Annotated in this window: 21 protein-coding genes; 16 read left to right on the plus strand and 5 right to left on the minus strand. The window is 63.6% G+C overall.

Annotated elements, in window-relative coordinates; genetic code table 11:
- Positions 1-110 precede the first annotated feature (110 nt).
- The 4 genes from V1278_RS02310 to V1278_RS02325 all read right to left on the minus strand — a co-directional run bounded on the left by V1278_RS02310 (position 111) and on the right by V1278_RS02325 (position 2,211).
- On the minus strand, positions 111-275 hold the full coding sequence (locus tag V1278_RS02310; protein WP_334365943.1) for a hypothetical protein: 165 nt from the start codon (positions 273-275) through the stop codon (positions 111-113).
- A gap of 367 nt (positions 276-642) precedes the next feature.
- The gene (locus tag V1278_RS02315) at positions 643-843 is read right to left on the minus strand and encodes a hypothetical protein (protein WP_334365942.1); all 201 of its coding nucleotides are present in this window, start codon (positions 841-843) and stop codon (positions 643-645) included.
- Positions 844-847: 4 nt separating this feature from the next.
- Entirely contained in the window at positions 848-1,054 is a 207-nt protein-coding gene (locus tag V1278_RS02320; RefSeq protein WP_334379568.1) for a hypothetical protein, read from the minus strand.
- A gap of 155 nt (positions 1,055-1,209) precedes the next feature.
- Positions 1,210-2,211, minus strand: a complete 1,002-nt coding sequence (locus V1278_RS02325) for an adenosine kinase (protein WP_334365940.1) — start codon at positions 2,209-2,211, stop codon at positions 1,210-1,212.
- Positions 2,212-2,323: 112 nt separating this feature from the next.
- Between V1278_RS02325 and murJ the strand changes: the two genes are divergently transcribed.
- The 9 genes from murJ to V1278_RS02370 all read left to right on the plus strand — a co-directional run bounded on the left by murJ (position 2,324) and on the right by V1278_RS02370 (position 9,344).
- Complete coding sequence (murJ, locus tag V1278_RS02330; protein ID WP_334379569.1) at positions 2,324-3,868, plus strand: murein biosynthesis integral membrane protein MurJ; 1,545 nt, start codon at positions 2,324-2,326, stop codon at positions 3,866-3,868.
- Between the two features lie 193 nt (positions 3,869-4,061).
- Entirely contained in the window at positions 4,062-5,114 is a 1,053-nt protein-coding gene (gene trpS, locus V1278_RS02335; RefSeq protein ID WP_334379571.1) for a tryptophan--tRNA ligase, read from the plus strand.
- A 92-nt stretch (positions 5,115-5,206) separates the two neighbouring features.
- A complete protein-coding gene (locus V1278_RS02340) occupies positions 5,207-5,701 on the plus strand; it encodes a universal stress protein (protein ID WP_213252785.1) in 495 nt (164 codons plus the stop codon).
- 115 nt (positions 5,702-5,816) lie between these two features.
- A complete protein-coding gene (locus V1278_RS02345) occupies positions 5,817-6,386 on the plus strand; it encodes a NifU family protein (RefSeq protein ID WP_334379572.1) in 570 nt (189 codons plus the stop codon).
- 87 nt (positions 6,387-6,473) lie between these two features.
- Positions 6,474-7,169 (plus strand): tRNA (adenosine(37)-N6)-threonylcarbamoyltransferase complex dimerization subunit type 1 TsaB, encoded by a 696-nt coding sequence (gene tsaB, locus V1278_RS02350; RefSeq protein ID WP_334379573.1) that lies wholly within the window; start codon positions 6,474-6,476, stop codon positions 7,167-7,169.
- Positions 7,166-7,651 carry a ribosomal protein S18-alanine N-acetyltransferase gene (gene rimI, locus V1278_RS02355; protein ID WP_442893692.1) on the plus strand — a complete coding sequence of 162 codons (486 nt, stop codon included), beginning with the start codon at positions 7,166-7,168 and terminating at the stop codon, positions 7,649-7,651. The genes tsaB and rimI overlap by 4 nt, the downstream gene beginning before the upstream one ends.
- Positions 7,652-7,703: 52 nt before the next feature.
- Positions 7,704-8,153 (plus strand): Fur family transcriptional regulator, encoded by a 450-nt coding sequence (locus V1278_RS02360; protein WP_028347833.1) that lies wholly within the window; start codon positions 7,704-7,706, stop codon positions 8,151-8,153.
- Positions 8,154-8,165: 12 nt separating this feature from the next.
- Positions 8,166-8,870, plus strand: a complete 705-nt coding sequence (locus tag V1278_RS02365) for an HAD family hydrolase (protein WP_334379574.1) — start codon at positions 8,166-8,168, stop codon at positions 8,868-8,870.
- A 78-nt stretch (positions 8,871-8,948) separates the two neighbouring features.
- Positions 8,949-9,344, plus strand: a complete 396-nt coding sequence (locus V1278_RS02370; protein WP_334379575.1) for a hypothetical protein — start codon at positions 8,949-8,951, stop codon at positions 9,342-9,344.
- Here V1278_RS02370 and V1278_RS02375 read toward each other — a convergent pair.
- Positions 9,337-9,495 (minus strand): hypothetical protein, encoded by a 159-nt coding sequence (locus V1278_RS02375; RefSeq protein WP_334379576.1) that lies wholly within the window; start codon positions 9,493-9,495, stop codon positions 9,337-9,339. The genes V1278_RS02370 and V1278_RS02375 overlap by 8 nt on opposite strands.
- Positions 9,496-9,771: 276 nt before the next feature.
- Between V1278_RS02375 and V1278_RS02380 the strand changes: the two genes are divergently transcribed.
- The 7 genes from V1278_RS02380 to V1278_RS02410 all read left to right on the plus strand — a co-directional run bounded on the left by V1278_RS02380 (position 9,772) and on the right by V1278_RS02410 (position 18,369).
- Positions 9,772-11,706 (plus strand): ArnT family glycosyltransferase, encoded by a 1,935-nt coding sequence (locus V1278_RS02380; protein ID WP_334379577.1) that lies wholly within the window; start codon positions 9,772-9,774, stop codon positions 11,704-11,706.
- A gap of 199 nt (positions 11,707-11,905) precedes the next feature.
- A complete protein-coding gene (miaB, locus tag V1278_RS02385; protein ID WP_334379578.1) occupies positions 11,906-13,324 on the plus strand; it encodes a tRNA (N6-isopentenyl adenosine(37)-C2)-methylthiotransferase MiaB in 1,419 nt (472 codons plus the stop codon).
- A gap of 4 nt (positions 13,325-13,328) precedes the next feature.
- Complete coding sequence (locus tag V1278_RS02390) at positions 13,329-14,384, plus strand: PhoH family protein (protein ID WP_035726726.1); 1,056 nt, start codon at positions 13,329-13,331, stop codon at positions 14,382-14,384.
- A gap of 77 nt (positions 14,385-14,461) precedes the next feature.
- Positions 14,462-14,965: an rRNA maturation RNase YbeY gene (gene ybeY, locus V1278_RS02395; protein ID WP_334379579.1), complete on the plus strand. Its 504-nt coding sequence runs from the start codon at positions 14,462-14,464 to the stop codon at positions 14,963-14,965.
- Position 14,966: 1 nt separating this feature from the next.
- Positions 14,967-16,085, plus strand: coding sequence for a hemolysin family protein (locus V1278_RS02400; RefSeq protein WP_334365929.1), 1,119 nt, complete (start codon positions 14,967-14,969; stop codon positions 16,083-16,085).
- The gene (gene lnt, locus V1278_RS02405; protein ID WP_334379580.1) at positions 16,082-17,692 is read left to right on the plus strand and encodes an apolipoprotein N-acyltransferase; all 1,611 of its coding nucleotides are present in this window, start codon (positions 16,082-16,084) and stop codon (positions 17,690-17,692) included. The genes V1278_RS02400 and lnt overlap by 4 nt, the downstream gene beginning before the upstream one ends.
- A gap of 260 nt (positions 17,693-17,952) precedes the next feature.
- Positions 17,953-18,369: a helix-turn-helix domain-containing protein gene (locus V1278_RS02410; protein WP_334365927.1), complete on the plus strand. Its 417-nt coding sequence runs from the start codon at positions 17,953-17,955 to the stop codon at positions 18,367-18,369.
- Positions 18,370-18,392 lie beyond the last annotated feature (23 nt).

The raw sequence follows: 18,392 nt of genomic DNA on the forward strand, positions 1-18,392 counted from the left end.
CCGCGCGACCGCGCCGTTTGAGGATATTTGCAGTCGCGCAATGTCGGCTATATTTTATGCCGATCGGCACACAAAGGCGTGCACACGAGCGCCTTGGCGGTCGGGCGGCCTCACTGCGGCAAATCCTTGCAGAGCTTGATTACGATCATGACCGTCGAGCCGACTGCTACGACCACCGGGCAGATAAAAGGCAACTCTTCGAGTAGGCCCACAAGGGCCGCCCGGACGCGGATAGTTCTCTTCACATGCGCAAAGCGCCAGCCTACCACACCCATCGGATATCTCCGTTGGCCCCCAGCAGCGGCAGTCTGATTTTTCACGCGAAGCGAGCCCCGGCTATTGCCAATTCGGGTGTTCCCTAGATCAAGGTGAAGGAACCCTTGCAAGGTCGGTGGTCATAGGGACGTGTGTTGCCAAGGGAGGCTCAGGAGGGAATGAGCGAGCAGATTGTGCCCGTCATGACAGCCACGCGGCTTTGATTGGACGTCGTGCACACCGTGGTCGTCGATGTGATTCCTAACGGCGTGCCGCCGTGCAAATCAACGCCTTGGCTAGGAATCACAGCATGTGGAACTGGATGATGCTGGGGCTAGAAAGCAATCGCGTGATCGGACTGCGCATAGCGAAGTTGATGCGCGGCGGCTACTTTGCCGCTTCGATCAGTTCGATGCCCTTCTTGCACAGCGCGTTTACCAGCGAACTCAACGAGACTCCCCCAGCCAAGGCCCGCTCGGAGAGATAGTCAAGCACCTCGGGGTCCAGGTGGATCGGCGGCACCAGGCGCGCGCCTTCCCGAAAGAACTTCCCGCGCTTTGCGGTCAAGAAATCATAATTATCCTTCATCAAATCACTCGTCGAAGAAGACGCACGGGTCCGGCTCAGCCGGCGGTTCGTCGGGGATACCTTCTGGCAAGAAATCGCGTCCACCAAGCCCATCGAGACGCGCGAACCACGCCTTCGCATCGAACGGCTTCTTCTTCAGCGGCTCAGGGATCGGCTTGTCGCGGACCTTGCTGACGGCCTTGTCCTCCGGGTGCAACGCGGCTTCGTTCACGATCAACTTCTAAGCGAAATTGCGCCTGATCGGAAGCCTGTAGACCGCTCATTGGAGCGACATCGGTGCATCCATGCTCTTGAGATGCAGCAAGGAAGGAAGACGTGGATGACCGGGTCAAGCCCGGCCATGACGAGTGGAAAGACCTTCGCCGCCTACACCGGCAGCCCGTTCTGCCCCGCCAATTCCTTCAGCGACACCTGCGGCCTTGCGCCGATGTGCTGGATCACCTCCGCTGCCGCCAGCGCGCCCAGCCGGCCGCACGTCTCATGGCTCGCATTGCGCACCAGGCCGAACAGGAAGCCGGCGGCGAACAGGTCGCCGGCACCTGTCGTGTCGACGAGCTTTTCGATCGGGAATGCGGGCGCCGCGACAACGCCATCGGACGACACCACGACGCAGCCCTTCTCGCTGCGGGTGACGACGGCGAGTTTGGTATCCTCGCGGAGCTGCTTCAGCGCGCCCTCGAAATCCGAGGTCTGGTACAGCGAGTGCAGTTCGGCCTCGTTGGCGAACACCAGATCGACGGTGCGCTTGCGCATCAAATCGAGAAACTCGTCGCGATAGCGATCGACGCAGAAGGAGTCCGACAGCGTCAGCGCCACCTGTCGGCCGGCGCCATGGGCGATGCCCGCTGCCTTGACGAAGGCTTCCTTGGCGTTTTGGGGATCCCAGAGATAGCCTTCGAGATAGACGATGCGCGATGCCGCAATCTGCGCCTCGTCGATGTCGGCCGGCCTCAGGTCCTGCGCCGCGCCGAGATAGGTGTTCATGGTGCGCTCGCCGTCCGGCGTCACCAGAATGTAGGAGCAGCCGGTGGCCGGGCCGGCTTCAGCCGCCCTGGTCTCATAGGTGACCCCGGCGGCACGGATGTCGTGGGTGTAGAGGCCGCCGATCTGGTCGCTCTTGACCTTGCCGACATAGGCGGCACGGGCGCCGAAATTGGCGATGCCGACGATGGTGTTGGCGGCCGATCCGCCCGACACCTCCGTCGCCGGCCCCATGTCGCGGTAGATCGAGGTGGCGCGGGCCTCGTCGATCAGCGCCATGCCGCCTTTGGTCATGCCGTGATCGGCCAGAAATTTCTCATCGGTTTGCGCGAAGACGTCGAAAATCGCATTGCCGATAGCGAGAACGTCGTATTTTGCGTCAGTCATCCACCCGTCCTGTTTACGGCGTTGCGCGAAGAAGCCGAGCACGGCTAAGAAGGCTGCGGCCTACCAGATCGGCGTAGCGCCAGCAAGGGAAGCTGCTGCTATACAGCCCGCCATGATCCGCCCTTTCCTCACGGTATCCTCGGGAACGCTGGCCTCGCGGCTGCTCGGCTTCGTGCGCGATTCCGTGCTCGCCGCGCTGCTTGGCGCCGGGCCCGTGGCGGATGCGTTCCTGGCGGCGTTTCAGCTAGTCAATGTGGCGCGAAGGCTGCTGACCGAGGGCGGGCTGAACGCTGCGCTGGTGCCGGCCTGGCTGCGGGTGCGCGAGAGCGGCGGCGTGGCGGCTGCGGCGGCCTATGCGGGCCGGGTGCTCGGCACGATCATGGCTGCTCTGATCGCAGCCACGGCATTGATGGCGCTCGTCATGCCTCTGATCATCACCGTGCTGGCGCCGGGATTTGCCGGCCGCGAGACGCTGCAGCTCGCGACAGACAATGCGCGGCTGATGCTGCCCTACCTCGCCTTTGCCGGTCCGGTGACGGTGATGATGGCGCTCTTGAACGCACAGGGGCGATTTGCGCTGACGGCGTTTTCGCCGCTGCTGTTCAACATCGCGCTGATCGCGGTGATGGCCGTGCTGCTGGCCGTGCAGCCGGATGCCACACGGGCCGCGCAGATCATCGCCGCGACCGTCGGCATCGCCGGGCTGTTGCAACTCTCCGTGCTGGTGCTGCGCCGTGGCGAGACCATCGCGACACCTTTGCGCGTCTCGTTCGACAAGGAGATCCGCGGCTTTCTCGGCAAGGCTGTGCCGGGCATGATGGCATCGAGCGCGCCGCAATTGCTTGTCGTGGCCGGCGCGATCATCGCGTCTTCCTCGCCGTCGGCGGTATCGTGGCTCTATTTCGCCAACCGCCTGGTCGAACTGCCGCTCGGCATTGTCGGTGTCGCCATGGGCACGGTATTGATTCCGGAACTGACGCGCGCGGTGCGGGCTGAGGACCGCGCTGCCGTTGCTCACGCCGAATCGCGCGGCCTCGAACTCGCGGTTGGCCTCGCACTGCCGGCAACGCTCGGCCTGATCGTGTTAGCTGCGCCGATCGTGCGGCTGTTGTTCGAGCATGGCGCGTTCACCGCCGATGACACCAAAGCCACCGCCCGCGCGCTGATGTGGCTGACGCTGGCGCTGCCGGCGCATGTGCTGGTGAAGGCGCTGTCGCCGGCGTTCTTTGCGCGCGAGGATACGATGACGCCGCTGACCGCCGCGCTGAAAGGCGTGGTGCTGGCGATCGCTTCTGCCTTCCTGCTCAGCCATTGGTACGGCACTGAGGGCATCGCGGCGGCCATTGCTGTCGGCGCCTGGAGCATGGCGTTCAGCCTGATCCGCCGCGGCGCGAAAACCTTCGGGTTTTCGATCGACAGGGAAGCAAAACGGCGGCTGCCGCGCATCGCGCTATCCGCGCTCGCCATGGGCGCGTTGCTGTGGCTTGCGACGCGGTCGCTGCCTTCCCTCACCTCGGGCGCACACGGCCTTGTGCAGGCCATCCTGCTGCTGGTCGTGATCTCGGCAGGAATTGCGATTTACGGCCTGCTCTTAAGGCTTTTCGGCGTCATCGGCTGGCGCGACGCGGTTAACGCCGTCAGGCAAACAAAGGGGTAGAGCACGATGACTTTGTCATCCTGCTCTATCTCTTTGATTTGGGCATGATCTCCGGGCAAACGCTTCGCGTTTGTCCCGAGGGAAAACCGGTACCCACTTTTCCGGATCATGCCTGACTTGCGCTGATAGCCCCTGCGTGGCAAACGACGGCGCGAAACAGGCATCCGAAACAGGATCCTTGGGGAAGCTGACAATGGCTTTTGTTGAACGGGTTTTTTCGGGCGTCCAGCCGACCGGTAATCTGCATCTCGGCAATTACCTCGGCGCGATCGTCAACTTCGTGAAGATGCAGGAAACCCATAACTGCATCTATTGCGTCGTCGACATGCACGCGATCACGATGGGCATGGACGTCTGGGGCGGCCCGGCGGAACTGGCCCGCAACACCCGCGAGGTCACGGCGGCCTTCATCGCTGCCGGCATCGATCCGAACAAGCATATCGTGTTCAACCAGAGCCAGGTCGCCGGCCACGCCGAGCTGACCTGGATCTTCAATTGCGTGGCGCGGATCGGCTGGCTCAGCCGCATGACGCAGTTCAAGGAGAAGGCCGGCAAGGACCGCGAGAACGCCTCCGTCGGGCTCTATGACTATCCCGTGCTGATGGCGGCCGACATTCTGCTGTACCGCGCCACCCATGTGCCGGTCGGCGAGGACCAGAAGCAGCATCTGGAGCTGTCGCGGGACATCGCGCAGAAGTTCAACAACGATTTCGGCGATTCTATACGCGGCCACGGTTTCAACGACGGCCTGTTCTTCCCGCAGCCGGAGCCCTTTATCACCGGCCCGGCGACGCGGGTGATGTCGCTTCGCGACGGCACCAAGAAAATGTCGAAGTCGGACGCCTCGGACAATTCGCGCATCAACCTGACCGACGATGCGGATTTGATCGCGCAGAAGATCCGGAAGGCCAAGACCGATCCGGAACCGTTGCCGTCGGAGGAAAAGGGCCTGGAGAACCGGCCCGAGGCCGACAATCTCGTCGGAATCTATGCGGCGCTGGCCGAGCGCAGCAAATCCGACGTGCTGCGCGAATTCGGCGGCGGGCAGTTCTCCAGCTTCAAGAATGCACTGGTGGAACTCTGCGTGGCAAAACTCGCGCCGATCGCCTCCGAGATGAAGCGGCTGGTCGCCGATCCCGGCCATGTCGACAAGATCCTGGTCGATGGCGCCGACCGCGCGCGCGTCCTCGCCGACGAAACCATGCGGGCGACGCGGGACATCGTCGGTTTCATCCGAAAGAGCTAGCGCTCGCCACTGCGTTGCAACAGCGTCGCCGCTTGTCGAAAGCGGCTGCGCCGTGGCAGCATGCGGCGGTTTGGCGCAGCACCGGGACATGCATGACCACCCAGCGACGAAGCTACGAGACGGGTCACAAACCGAAATGCCTTGTCATCGTTGACGACACCGCGGAATGGGACCGCGCGGTGTATTACGCCAGCCGCTGGGCCGTGCGCGTCGGCGGCGGCGTGGTGATGCTGCGAATCATCGCGATCGAAGACCAGAACCAGCAATGGCTTGGTGTCGCCGACCTGATGCGCGCCGAGGCCGAGGACGCCGCCAATGAGGCGCTCGACCGCGCCTCCGGCCGCGCCAACGGCATCGCCGCGATCACGCCCGAACGGGTGATTCGCGAGGGCGATCCCACCACCCAGATTCTCGACGTGATCGACCAGGACGTCGATATTTCGATGCTGGTGCTGGCGGCCAATCCGGGTCCCGAGGGGCCGGGGCCGCTGATCAGCATGATGGCCCAGGCCGCCGGCTCGTTCCCGATTCCGGTCGTCATCGTCCCCGGCGATCTCAGCGATGCGGAGATTGACGGGCTGTCTTAGGGCTTGATCTGGTTAGAGAATTTCTGATTTCCCCCTTGACCGTGCGCCGGCGGTCGCCATCTGCTATGGGACACCCCACGCGCCGGCCTTGAACCGGCGACGCCGGAGAAAACCAATGTTCATTCAGACCGAAGCCACGCCCAATCCCGCCACCCTGAAATTCATACCTGGCCGCACCGTGCTCGACACCGGCACGATGGAATTTTCAAGCCGCGAAGCCGCCGCCCGTTCGCCGCTTGCGGAGCGACTGTTCGGCGTCCCCGGCGTGTCCGGCGTGTTTTACGGCTACGATTTCGTCACCGTGACCAAGGCGGACGGCGATTGGCAGCACCTCAAGCCCGCGATCCTCGGCGCCATCATGGAGTATTACATGTCCGGCGCGCCGCTGCTGGCGGACGGCACGGTCGGCAATGACGAGGCGGCGGACGAGGAAGGCGAGTTCTTCAACGAGGCCGACGCCGACACGGTGGCGACCATCAAGGACCTGATCGAGACGCGGGTGCGGCCGGCAGTGGCCAATGACGGCGGCGACATCACCTTCCGCGGCTTCAAGGACGGCGTCGTCTATCTCAACATGAAGGGCGCCTGTTCCGGCTGCCCGTCCTCGACGGCGACGTTGCAGCACGGCATCCAGAATCTGTTGCGGCATTTCGTGCCCGACGTGGTCGAAGTCCGGCCGATGTAAGGGGACGCGAATGGCGAGTAGCGAGTGGCGAATAGAGACGGATATCGATAATCTATTCGTCACTCACCATTCGCTATTCGCCCCCTCATGCTGATCCTTTCCATCGATACCGCGCTCGATGCCTGCGCCGCCGCCGTGCTCGACACCGCGGGCGGCGTCATCGCACGGGAATCGCTGGCGATGAAGCGCGGTCATGCCGAGGCGCTGATGCCGCTGATCGCGCGCGTCATGAAGGCGTCCGGCGTTGCCTTTGCCGCGCTCGACCGCGTCGCCGCGACGACCGGTCCGGGCAGCTTCACCGGATTGCGTGTCGGCCTGTCCGCCGCCCGTGGTATTGCACTCGCCGCCGGCAAGCCCGTGGTGGGCGTGACGACACTGACCGTGTTTGCCGCTCCCATCGTCAGCGAGAGCAGCGAACACCCCGTCATCGCCGCGATCGATGCGCGGCATGATCACGTCTATTTCCAGGTGCTCGGCGGCGACGGCAGTTCGCTGGTCAAGCCGAAGGTAGCGCCGATCGCCGAAGCGCTCGACGCGGCGCGCTTCGGCGCGCCGCATCTGGTCGGCAATGCAGCGAAAATGATGGCCGAGCGCTGGCCGGCCGATGCGCCGCCGCCTTTCAAAATCAATCAGCAGGCCGCGCCAGACATCGCCTGGGTGGCGTGGCTGGGCGCCGCGGTCAATCCCGAGAGCTCACCGGCACGGCCCTATTATCTGCGCGCCCCCGACGCCAAGCCGCCAAAGAGTCCGTTATCCGACGCATCGCAACCGCCGGCATCATGATGACATGGTTCACCGAATGGTGGGGCGGCGGCACTTCGGTGATCGAACCGGCCATTCCACGCGATGCGCGACGTCTGGCGCAACTGCATAGCGCATCGTTTCACCGCGGCTGGGGCGAAGGCGAATTCGAGGTGATGCTGACCGAGCGCAACACGCTCGTTCACCGTCTCAGGCTCGGGCGCAAGATCATCGGCTTTGCGGTGTCGCGCATGGCGGCCGACGAGGCGGAGCTATTGTCGATCGCCATCGACGCGACTGAGCGTGGCCGTGGCCTGTCACGCAACCTGTTGCTGACGCACCTCGGCCATCTCGCCGGCCGCGGCGTGCGCAAGGTGTTCCTCGAGGTTGAAGAAAATAATCAGCCGGCGCGGCGGCTGTATGAATGGGCCGGCTTCGAGGTCGTCGGCCGCCGGGAACGCTATTATCAGCAGCCCGGCGGGGAGCAATTGAATGCACTTCTGATGCGGCGTGACTTGTCGTAATATGCGCAGGGTGGCACAACAGCCCCGACGTGTTCCTCAAGGCCCCAAGGTCATGCCCGTACTGAAATCCCCGTCTGCGCAAAAAAATACCGGCATCGAGGCTCGCTGCGCCGCCACCGGCATGCGCATGACCGAACAGCGCCGGGTGATAGCGCGTGTGCTCGCGGAATCGGCCGACCATCCGGATGTCGAGGAGCTGTACCGGCGCTGTGTCGCGGTCGACGACAAGATCTCGATCTCGACGGTATATCGCACCGTCAAGCTGTTCGAGGATGCCGGCATCATCGAGCGGCACGATTTCCGCGAGGGCCGCGCGCGCTACGAGCAGATGCCCGACAGCCACCACGACCATCTGATCAATCTGCGCGACGGCAAAGTGATCGAGTTCACCTCCGAGGAGATCGAGAAATTGCAAGCCGAGATCGCCCGCAAGCTCGGCTACAAACTGGTCGACCACCGGCTGGAGCTTTATTGCGTGCCGCTCGACGACGACAAATCCTGATCGCGTGCCAACTTGAACCCGAACTTCGATCTGGTCATCTTCGACTGCGACGGCGTGCTGGTCGACAGCGAAGTCATTTCGTGCCGCGCGCATGCGGAGACACTGACGCGCCACGGTTATCCAATCACGGCAGAACAGGTGCTCGAAAGGTTTCTCGGCCGCTCGATGCGTCAGGCCACGATCGAAGTTGAAACCGAGCTCGGCCGCAGTCTGCCGGACGACTTCGCCTCCCAAACATACGCCGAGATTTTCCGGTTGTTTGCGGCTTCACTGGAAGCCATGCCTCACATTGGCGAAGCCCTTGCGCAGATTGTGCAACCCGTCTGCGTCGCATCGAGCGGGCCGCCGGAGAAAATCAGCGCCAGCCTCAATCGCACGGGTTTGTACGATCGGTTCGCGCCGCATATTTTTTCCGCCGTGCAAGTGCGCCATGGCAAACCCGCACCGGACCTGTTTCTGTTCGCGGCCGAACAGATGAACGTCGCACCGGAACGCTGCGTCGTGATTGAGGACAGCGTCGCCGGCATCACCGGCGGCCGCGCCGCTGGCATGACCGTGCTCGGTTTTCACGGCGGCAGCCATTGCCGCCCCGGCTATGGGGACAGGCTGCGCGATGCCGGAGCCGTCGCTGTTTTCGACGATATGCGGCAATTGCCCGGGCTCATCAGGAAGATCGGGGCTGAGCCGCTTAGCACATCAGTCCGTCGCCAGATTTGAAGGAACCACTGAATATCGGTGGACGTTTTCTCGTATCCCTCATTTCGAGCGAGAGACAACCTCAAGCAGGAGGTTCAGATGTCTACACGCATAGTGACCGCAACAGCATTCGCCCTTATCCTCGCGTCGCCAGCGTTTGCTGATTGTAACCAGGAACTGAAGGCGCTCGAGCCGAATATCGTTGCCGCGGGGACGGGCGCGAGCGAAACGGGAATGCCGGGGACCAAGCACCAGGAGGAGGTTCTGGCCGGTAAGCAAAAGAGCGCTGAGCCTGAAACCACCGGATCAACGGCAGCGGCCGTGCAGCCCACTTCACCGCATCAGGAACAAGTCACGAGCAAGAGCAGCACCCAGAAGGGCGCCGAGCAAGCCAACCAACTGATGGCCGAAGCCCGCAAGATGTCTGAGGCTGGCGACGAGCCAGGGTGCATGAAGAAAGCGGCAGAACTCAAGGACGTCCTGGGAGTCAAGTGAGCGTCAGTTTGTCGGCTTTCACGGCGGCAGCCATTGCCGGGCAGGCTATGGCAGGCAACTGCCTGACGCCGGCGCCGCCATGATCTTTGACGATATGCGACGGCTGCCTGATCTGATCGCGGATATCGGTCGAGAGGTCGGCTAGAAGCAACGCTGTCGGTCCGCGTTCCCCGGATGCTGCGCAGCGCGCCGCACTTGCGGCGTGGTGCGCTGCTGATCCGGGGTCCATATGCAGCGATGATGGGTCCTGGCTCTGCGGTGCAGCGCTCCATGCTGCACGGCGTCCGGGACACGGGATGCCAATAACTCGGCGCCAGCTCAAGCAACCTTGCCGCGAGTTAACTGGGCGCGGGCGCCGCAGGTGATAATTTTAGATCGACCTGCGCGAGGGGAGCGGCGCATTCTGAAATTACCCGAGAGCCAGATATTGAAGACGGCCTTGCCGCTCTCGCTCGTCGTAGCGCTGGCTGCGCTTGCGCGAACCTGGCAGCTTTCGCAGAACGATTTTGGAAGACAGTATTATGCTGCCGGCGTGCGCAGCATGCTGGATAGCTGGCACAATTTCATCTTCAACGCGTTCGACCCTGCCGGCTTTGTCTCCATCGACAAGCCGCCGGTGGCGATCTGGCTGCAGGTCGCAAGCGCTAAACTGTTCGGCTTTGGCGCGCTTTCGATCCTGCTCGCGCAAGTGATGGCGGGATTGGCCGCGATCCTCTTCGTTTACGTCCTCGTGCAGAAATATTGGGGGAGGACGGCCGGAGCCATGGCCGCACTGGCGCTCGCGCTCAGCCCGGTCAATGTTGCCGTCGACCGCTCCAACAATACCGAGAGCTGTCTCATCCTGGTGCTGCTGGCCGGCGCATGGCTTGCGATACGGGCCGCCGAAACCGGCCGGCTCGTGATGCTCTGCGCCGCAATGGCCGCGATCGGCGTCGGCTTCAACGTGAAGATGGGCGCGGCGCTGGTGCTGGCGCCGGTCGTGGCCCTGACGTTCAGCCTCGCCCGGCCGGCCGCGCCTATCACCTGGCATATCGGACGACAGGCCATCGCGGGCGTCGTCCTTGTTGCCGTCTCGCTGTCTTGGGCGATCTTCTTCGATCTGGCGCCGGCCCGGGACCGGCCCTATGCGGGCAGCACCAAGCACAATTCGATGCTGGAGCTCGCCTTGGTGCATAATGGCGCGGCCCGCTTCCTCGCCACGAGTTCGGCAAACCCCTCCCCCGCCGTCTCGGGCGAGACGGCACCTGCAGGCGCGGAAGTCCGGTCGCAACCCGTTATGACGGATGACTCGCCGACAGGTATTCTCCGCCTGTTCCGGCCGAAGGCTGCAACACAATTCGCCTGGCTGCTTCCGCTTGCGCTCGCAGGCCTCGTTTTCGCCTGGTCGGATGCATCGGCTCCGGCCTCGCCGGCGTCACGCCGCATCGCCGCTGCCGTCTGGACCGGTTGGCTCTTGATGTACTGTATCGTGCTCAGCTTTGCGAGCGGGCTGATCCACACCTACTATGTCGCCGTGCTCGGTCCACCGCTTGCGGTACTTTCCGGCATCGCCGTCGTCGAGCTTTGGTCAAGATGGAAGATGGGTACACCAGCGCGGATATTCCTGCCGCTGATCATCGCGGTCACGGCCGCGTGGCAGGTTTATCTGTGCACCGCGCAATCCGAGACGATCGGATCTGACTGGCTCAGCCTGACATGGCTGACATCGGTCGGAATCGCCACGATGTGCGCGGCCGCCCTCTACGTATTTCCGCTGCAGAACACATTATCGAAACTCTTCGCGGTCACAGCGATCGGCGCACTGCTGGTTCCGCCGGCATTGACCGCCGCGAGCGTCGTTCTGCGGCGCCCGAACTTAGCGGCGCCGGTCGCCAACATGAGCGCGCTGCTCGCACCGCCAGATACTGAAAGTGTGGCATTGCGGACATGGCGGCTGGAAGCCTTCCGCAAGAAACTCACCGGCTACCTGATCGCCAATCGCGAGGCCGCAAACTTTCTCGTCGCGGTTCCCAACGCAAACGTCGCCGCGCCACTCATTATCTCGACCGGCCTGCCTGTCATGGCAATGGGCGGATATCTCGGCGACGATCCGATCCTGAAACCTTCCGACATCGAACGGCTGGTCTCCGACAGGCAACTGCGCTTCGTGATGCTTGGCGGATTTACCCTGGCGCCCGCGAAGCAGGCGGCGGCGCTCGAGCCGATCGCTCGATGGGTGCGTGCCAACGGTCGCCTCGTCGATCCAGGATTGTGGCGTCCATCGGGGCCTTCGAGCAGCACCCCCTACCGCATTAACCTCGGCAACCAGTGGGTGGAGGTTCCACCGCCCGAACTGTTCGATCTCTGGGGTGCTGCAAACTGAACATGCCTGTCATTCCGGGATGGTCCGAAGGACCAGACCCGGAATCTCGACATTCTCAGGGCGCAGGGGGCGCCCCATAGTTCGATGCTGCCGCATCGCCCCGGAATGACGTCCCACACGCTGGATTTTCAACGGGTTAGCCTATAAGTAAGCCCCGCGCGCCGGATTGGCGCCACTCAAGCCCGATATCCAAGGTCCCATGAAGCCGCCGCGCAAGCTGCACATCAAGTCCTATGGCTGCCAGATGAACGTCTACGATGCACAGCGCATGGTGGATACGCTGGCGGGCGAGGGCTTTGTCGAGACTGAAAACGCTGACGATGCGGATCTGGTGATCCTCAACACCTGCCATATCAGGGAAAAGGCGTCCGAAAAGGTCTACTCCGAACTCGGCCGGCTGCGCGTCGCCAAGGACGAGGCGGCACGCAACGGGCGCGAGATGCGCATTGCGGTTGCCGGCTGCGTCGCGCAAGCCGAGGGCGAAGAGATCATCCGCCGCGCGCCGACGGTTGACGTCGTGGTCGGGCCGCAAAGCTATCACCATTTGCCGCAGCTATTGGCGCGCGCGAAGAGCGAAGGTCGCGCGCTGGAAACCGAATTTCCAGTCGAAGACAAGTTCGGTTTTCTCCCCGCCCCCAAGCCGGATGCGATCCGCGCGCGCGGCATCTCCGCTTTCGTCACCGTGCAGGAAGGTTGCGACAAGTTCTGCACCTTCTGCGTGGTGCCCTATACGCGCGGCGCGGAAGTCTCGCGCCCGGTCGCAAAAATCGTCGATGACGTGAAGCGGCTGGCCGACAACGGGGTGCGCGAGATCACCCTGATCGGGCAGAACGTCAACGCCTATCATGGCGGCGGCCCCGATGGACGGACCTGGCCGCTTGGCAGACTGCTGCATCGCCTGGCGGAAATCGAGGGCATCGTGCGACTGCGCTATTCGACCAGCCACCCCCGCGACGTCGACGATTCGCTCATTGCAGCGCATCGCGATCTCGCGGGCCTGATGCCGTTCGTCCATCTTCCGGTGCAGTCCGGCTCCGACCGCGTTCTTGCCGCCATGAACCGCAGGCATACCGCCGATGACTACCGCCGCGTCATCGACCGTTTTCGCTCGGCGCGCCAAGATATTGCATTTTCATCGGATTTTATCGTCGGTTTTCCGGGCGAAACCGAGGGAGAATTTGCCGCGACCCTCGCGCTTGTCACGCAAATCGGGTACGCTGCGGCTTATTCGTTTAAGTATTCGCCGCGGCCCGGCACGCCGGCGGCGGACATGCGGGAGACGGTGTCAGCGGCTGAAATGGACGAGCGATTGGTGCGGCTCCAGGAATTGATTGACAGTCAGCAATCGGCCTTCAACACGGCCATGATTGGCAATACCGTCGATGTGCTGTTCGAACGCGCGGCCCGCAATCCCGGCCAGATCGTCGGCCGCACCGCCTATCTTCAGCCCGCGCATGTGTTTGCCTCGCCCGACATCATCGGACAGGTGCTGCCGGTCAGGATCGAGAGCCTGGAGCGTTACAGCCTGCTCGGCGAACTCGCTGGCCACTCAACGCGGGCCGGATCCTCAGTGCTTTCATACATGACCAGATCTTCTCAAGAAACTTGGGGAGCCTGAACCCTTGCCAAAAAGCGCATCGGATTCATCTTCGCTCGCTCCCAGCCGCAAATTTGATCGCGACATGCAAATTCCGCCCGAGACCCAAGTCGTCATCGATTTCGACGACAACCGCGCCGCTTCCGCCCTCGTCGGCCCTTACGGCCAGAACCTGGCGCTGGTCGAACGGCGGCTCGGCGTTGTGGTCGATTCCCGCGGCAACCACATCACCATCGCCGGCTCGCGTGACGGCTGCGACGCCGCGCGGCGCGTGCTGGAGACGCTCTATTCACAGGCCGTGCAAGGCCACGACCTCTCGCAGGGCGAAGTCGAAGGCGCGATCCGCGCCGTCCTCGCGCAGGGCTCGCTGTTCGAGTTCGACGCCAAGACCGCAAAACCCTCGTTCGAGACCATCAACCTGCGCAAGCGTCCGGTGCGCGCCCGCACGGCGGCGCAGGATTCCTACATCCGCGCGCTGAAACGCCACGAGTTGGTGTTCGGCATCGGCCCGGCCGGCACCGGCAAGACCTGGCTTGCGGTGGCGCATGCCGCGCAATTGTTCGAACGCAAGGAAGTCGATCGCATCATCCTGTCGCGGCCTGCGGTCGAGGCCGGCGAGCGGCTCGGCTTCCTGCCGGGAGACTTGCGCGAAAAAGTCGATCCTTACTTGAGGCCGATCTACGACGCGCTGTACGACCTGATGGACGCGCGGGTGGTGGAACGTGCATTGCAGGGCGGAGAAATCGAGATCGCGCCGCTGGCCTTCATGCGCGGCCGCACCCTGACCAATGCCGTGATCATCCTCGACGAAGCGCAGAACACCACATCGATGCAGATGAAGATGTTCTTGACCCGGCTCGGCGAGAACAGCCGCATGATCGTCACCGGCGATCCATCGCAGGTCGACCTGCCGAACGGACAGGCTTCGGGGCTTGCCGAGGCCTGCAAGCTGCTCGACAACGTCGAAGGCATTGCGCAGGTGAAATTCACCGCGGAAGACGTCATCCGCCATGAACTGGTGGCGCGGATCGTCGCCGCCTATGAGGGATTGCCGCAGAAACCGGCAACCGGAAAATCTTGACCGCAAACTCTTCGCGCCCGGACCTGCCGCCGGCAGGCCGGGGCCGCAACCCCAACATTGCAACCGCTGGAACGCTCGTGTCGTCCGTCCTTCCCCTCACCGAAGTTCTCGTCGTCGCCGATTGCTGGCAGACCGAGCCGGAGGCCGAGGCGGTGATCCATCGCGCCATCAATGCGGCGGCCGAAATCGCCGATGCTGACGTCGGCGACACGGAACTCGCGGTCATGCTGACCGACGATGCTGGAATCCGCACGCTGAACAGCAACTGGCGCGGCATCGACAAGCCCACCAACGTGCTGTCGTTTCCGGCGCTGCAGCCGGCCGCGGGCGCGCCTGCGGACGCGCCGCGTATGCTCGGCGATATCGCCATCGCCTATGAGACCACCCGGAAAGAGGCCGATGAGGAAGAAAAGCCGTTCGACCATCACCTCAGCCATCTTGCGGTTCACGGGTTCCTGCATTTGATCGGGCACGACCACGAAAAGGACGACGACGCCGAGGCCATGGAGGATCTCGAACGGGAGATACTCGCGCAGCTCGGCATTCCCGATCCGTATGCGGACCGGGGGCGGATGGACTGAAATGCCGGACTCCGACCCGATACAGGACAACCCGCGCAACACGCGCAACTTGCCGGTGGTGGTGCAGGAAGGCGAGGTGCTGCGTCCGGCCGCCGAGAGCTGGCTGATACGGGCGATCCGCACACTGTTCGGCTGGAGGGCGGGATCGGTGCGCGCCGACCTTCAGGTCGTGCTCGATACGTCCACCCCTGACGATGCCGGCTTTTCCGCCATCGAGCGCACCATGCTGCGCAACATCCTCGGCCTCAACGAGCGGCGGATCGTTGACGTGATGGTGCATCGCGCCGACATCGTCGCCGTCAAGCGAGATATTCCGCTCGGCGAATTAATGAGCCTGTTCGAGAGCGCGGCGCATTCGCGGCTCGTGGTCTACAACGAAACCCTCGACGACCCCGAAGGCATCGTTCACATCCGTGACCTGCTGGCGTTCATGACCGCGAAGGCGCGCGTCGGCGATACCACCAAGCCCAAGCGCAAGAAGCCGTTCCCGGCGGGGCTCGACCTGCGCGCGGTCGACCTCGCGATGCCTCTGGCCGAGACCAACATCATCCGCAAGCTCCTGTACGTGCCGCCGTCGATGCGGGCGATCGATCTGCTGGCGCAGATGCAGGCCTCGCGCATCCACCTGGCGCTGGTGGTGGACGAATATGGCGGCACCGACGGGCTGGTCTCGATCGAGGACATCGTCGAGCAGATCGTCGGCGAAATCGACGACGAGCACGACAGCGACGAGCCGCCATCGATCGTCCGCCAGGGAGATAACGCCTTCATCGCGGATGCCCGCGCCAGCCTCGAGGATGCACGCAAGATGATCGGCGAGGAGTTCGTGACCGGCGAGGGGAGCGAGGAAGTCGCCACCCTCGGTGGCTATCTGGTGTCCCAGGTCGGCCGGCTGCCCGTGCGCGGCGAGGTCATTGCCGGTCCGGGCAATTTCGAGATCGAGGTGCTCGATGCCGATCCGCGGCGGGTCAAGCGGCTGCGGATCGGGATCCGGAAAGAACGCCCCGCGCCGCGCGCGACGCGCGAGCGAAGCCGCCGCGAGGCCACGCCCGACACCAGCACGCCGCCGACCAATGACAATACGCCGCCGGCTTCCGGCGATGGAGCCGGCTCGCAGTGATCCCAACCAGCAAATTCCGCGCCGCGGGACTTTCGATCATCCTGGCCTGGGGCTGGAAGCGCGCAGCGATTGCGCTCGTCGCCGGCGCAATGTCGGCTCTTTCGATGGCGCCGTTCAACGCCTGGCCGGTGCTGTTTGTGACGTTTCCGGTCGTGGTCTGGCTGATCGACGGCGCGGCGGCGGGAAAATGGCGGGGGTTGCCGGCGGCGGCGATGGCGGGCTTCTGGTTCGGGCTCGGCTATTTCGTGCCCGGGCTCTACTGGATCGGCAACGCTTTCCTGGTCGACGCGCCGACCTTTGCCTGGCTGATGCCGTTCGCGGTGCTCGGCCTGCCGGCCTATCTCGCCTTGTTTCCGGCGCTCGGCTTCGCACTGGCGCGGCTGATCTGGACGCGGGATGCATCGCGCGTTCTGGCGCTCGCGATCGGGCTCACGGTCAGCGAATGGCTGCGCGGCTATGTGCTATCGGGATTTCCCTGGAATGCCTTCGGCTACGCGCTGTCGGAGCCCTTGGCGCTGGCGCAGGCGGCGTCGCTGATCGGGCTGTGGGGCATGACCTTCCTCAGCGTTGCGATCTTTGCCAGCCCGGCGGCGCTGATCGACGGTTCATCGCGCGGCCGCAAGCCCTGGATCGCGCCGGTGGCGGCACTCTTGCTGCTCGTGGCGATGGGAATTTACGGCGCTGTGCGGCTGTCGCTGCAGCCGACGGCCCTGGCCAAGGTCAAGCTACGTATCATGCAGCCGAACCTGCAGCAGGACGTCAAATTCAACTATGGCGCCAAAGCGGAGGTGATGCAGAAATACCTTGCTCTGTCCGACCGCGCTTCAGGCCCGCAGTCCACCGGCGTGCGCGACGTGCAAATCCTGATTTGGCCGGAATCGGCTTTCCCATTTTTCCTGACGCGCGAAGCCGATGCGATGGCACAGATCGCCGAGCTTCTGCCCAAGGGCACGGTGCTGATGACCGGCTCGGTGCGCGCTCCGGACACCCCGCCCGGCGTGCGTGTCTCGCGCGCCTACAATTCGATCTATGTGATCGACCATGACGGCAGCGTGCTGTCGGTCTACGACAAGCTGCATCTGGTGCCGTTCGGCGAGTATCTGCCGTTTCAGGAATGGATGGAAAAGCTCGGGTTCGTGCAGCTTACAAAAGTCCACGGCGGCTTCATTCCGGGCACGCGGCTCCGCGCGATGGAGATACCGAATGCGCCGCGCGCGCTACCGCTGATCTGTTATGAGGCGATTTTTCCCGGAAATCTTGCAGCGCGTGACGACCGCCCCGGCTGGATCGTCAACCTGACCAATGACGGCTGGTTTGGAAATTCAACAGGCCCCTACCAGCACCTGCAGCAGGCGCGGCTGCGTGCGATCGAGGAGGGTCTGCCGATGGTGCGCGCCGCCAACACCGGCATCTCGGCGGTGATCGATCCCTCGGGGCGAATTGTGGCACAGCTCGGCCTCGGCATCGAAGGCGTGCTGGATGCCAGCCTGCCGTTCGCGCTGTCGCCAACGGTTTATGCTCGCCTTGGAGATATCCCGGCGGCCGTGATTGTGGCCGCAGCCTTGTTGGTCGTCGTCAGACGCCGCGTTGCGAAGCACGCTGCCTGAGATTTGCACATGACCGAGTTGTCACTGGTTTACTAAAAAAGCTGCGTGCGCGGTTCCGCCAGTTGACAGACAGCCTGCGATTCGCTTTCTGCGCTTGCAAGCCAAAAACGACAACCAGTCACTTCCGTTGCTCAGATCGTCCGCAATTCTACCCGATCCTCCGAGCAGGATATGACGGTACCGGCGCGCCTGAGGCATAGAATTTCCACTGCGAATTTCCACTGCCTCATTCCCGGCGCGCAATCCTAGGAGTGATGCAGATGTCCACCAAAGCGCCCAATCCGGTCGACAAATATGTCGGCAGCCGCGTCCGGATGCGCCGCATCATGCTGGGCATGAGTCAGGAAAAGCTGGGCGAAGCGCTCGGCCTCACGTTCCAGCAGGTCCAGAAGTACGAAAAAGGCACCAACCGGGTCGGCGCCAGCCGCCTGCAGCAGATTTCCGAGATTTTGCAGGTGCCGGTATCGTTTCTGTTCGATGGCGGGCCGAGCGGCATAGCGAATGCGGACGGGTTTGGCGACGGTGCCTCTCCGGCCTACGTGTCCGATTTCCTCGCGACGTCAGAGGGTCTGGCGCTGACGCGCGCGTTCACGCGCATCACCGATTCCAAAATGCGCCGCTCCATCGTCGAATTGGTCGAGCAGATCGCGTCGCGCGACGGCCCGGACCCGCGCTGACTTTCATCCCGCACGGTTTGAGA

It is taken from the genome of Bradyrhizobium sp. AZCC 1577 (genome assembly GCF_036924575.1).
In the GTDB taxonomy this organism is placed as follows: Bacteria; Pseudomonadota; Alphaproteobacteria; order Rhizobiales; family Xanthobacteraceae; genus Bradyrhizobium.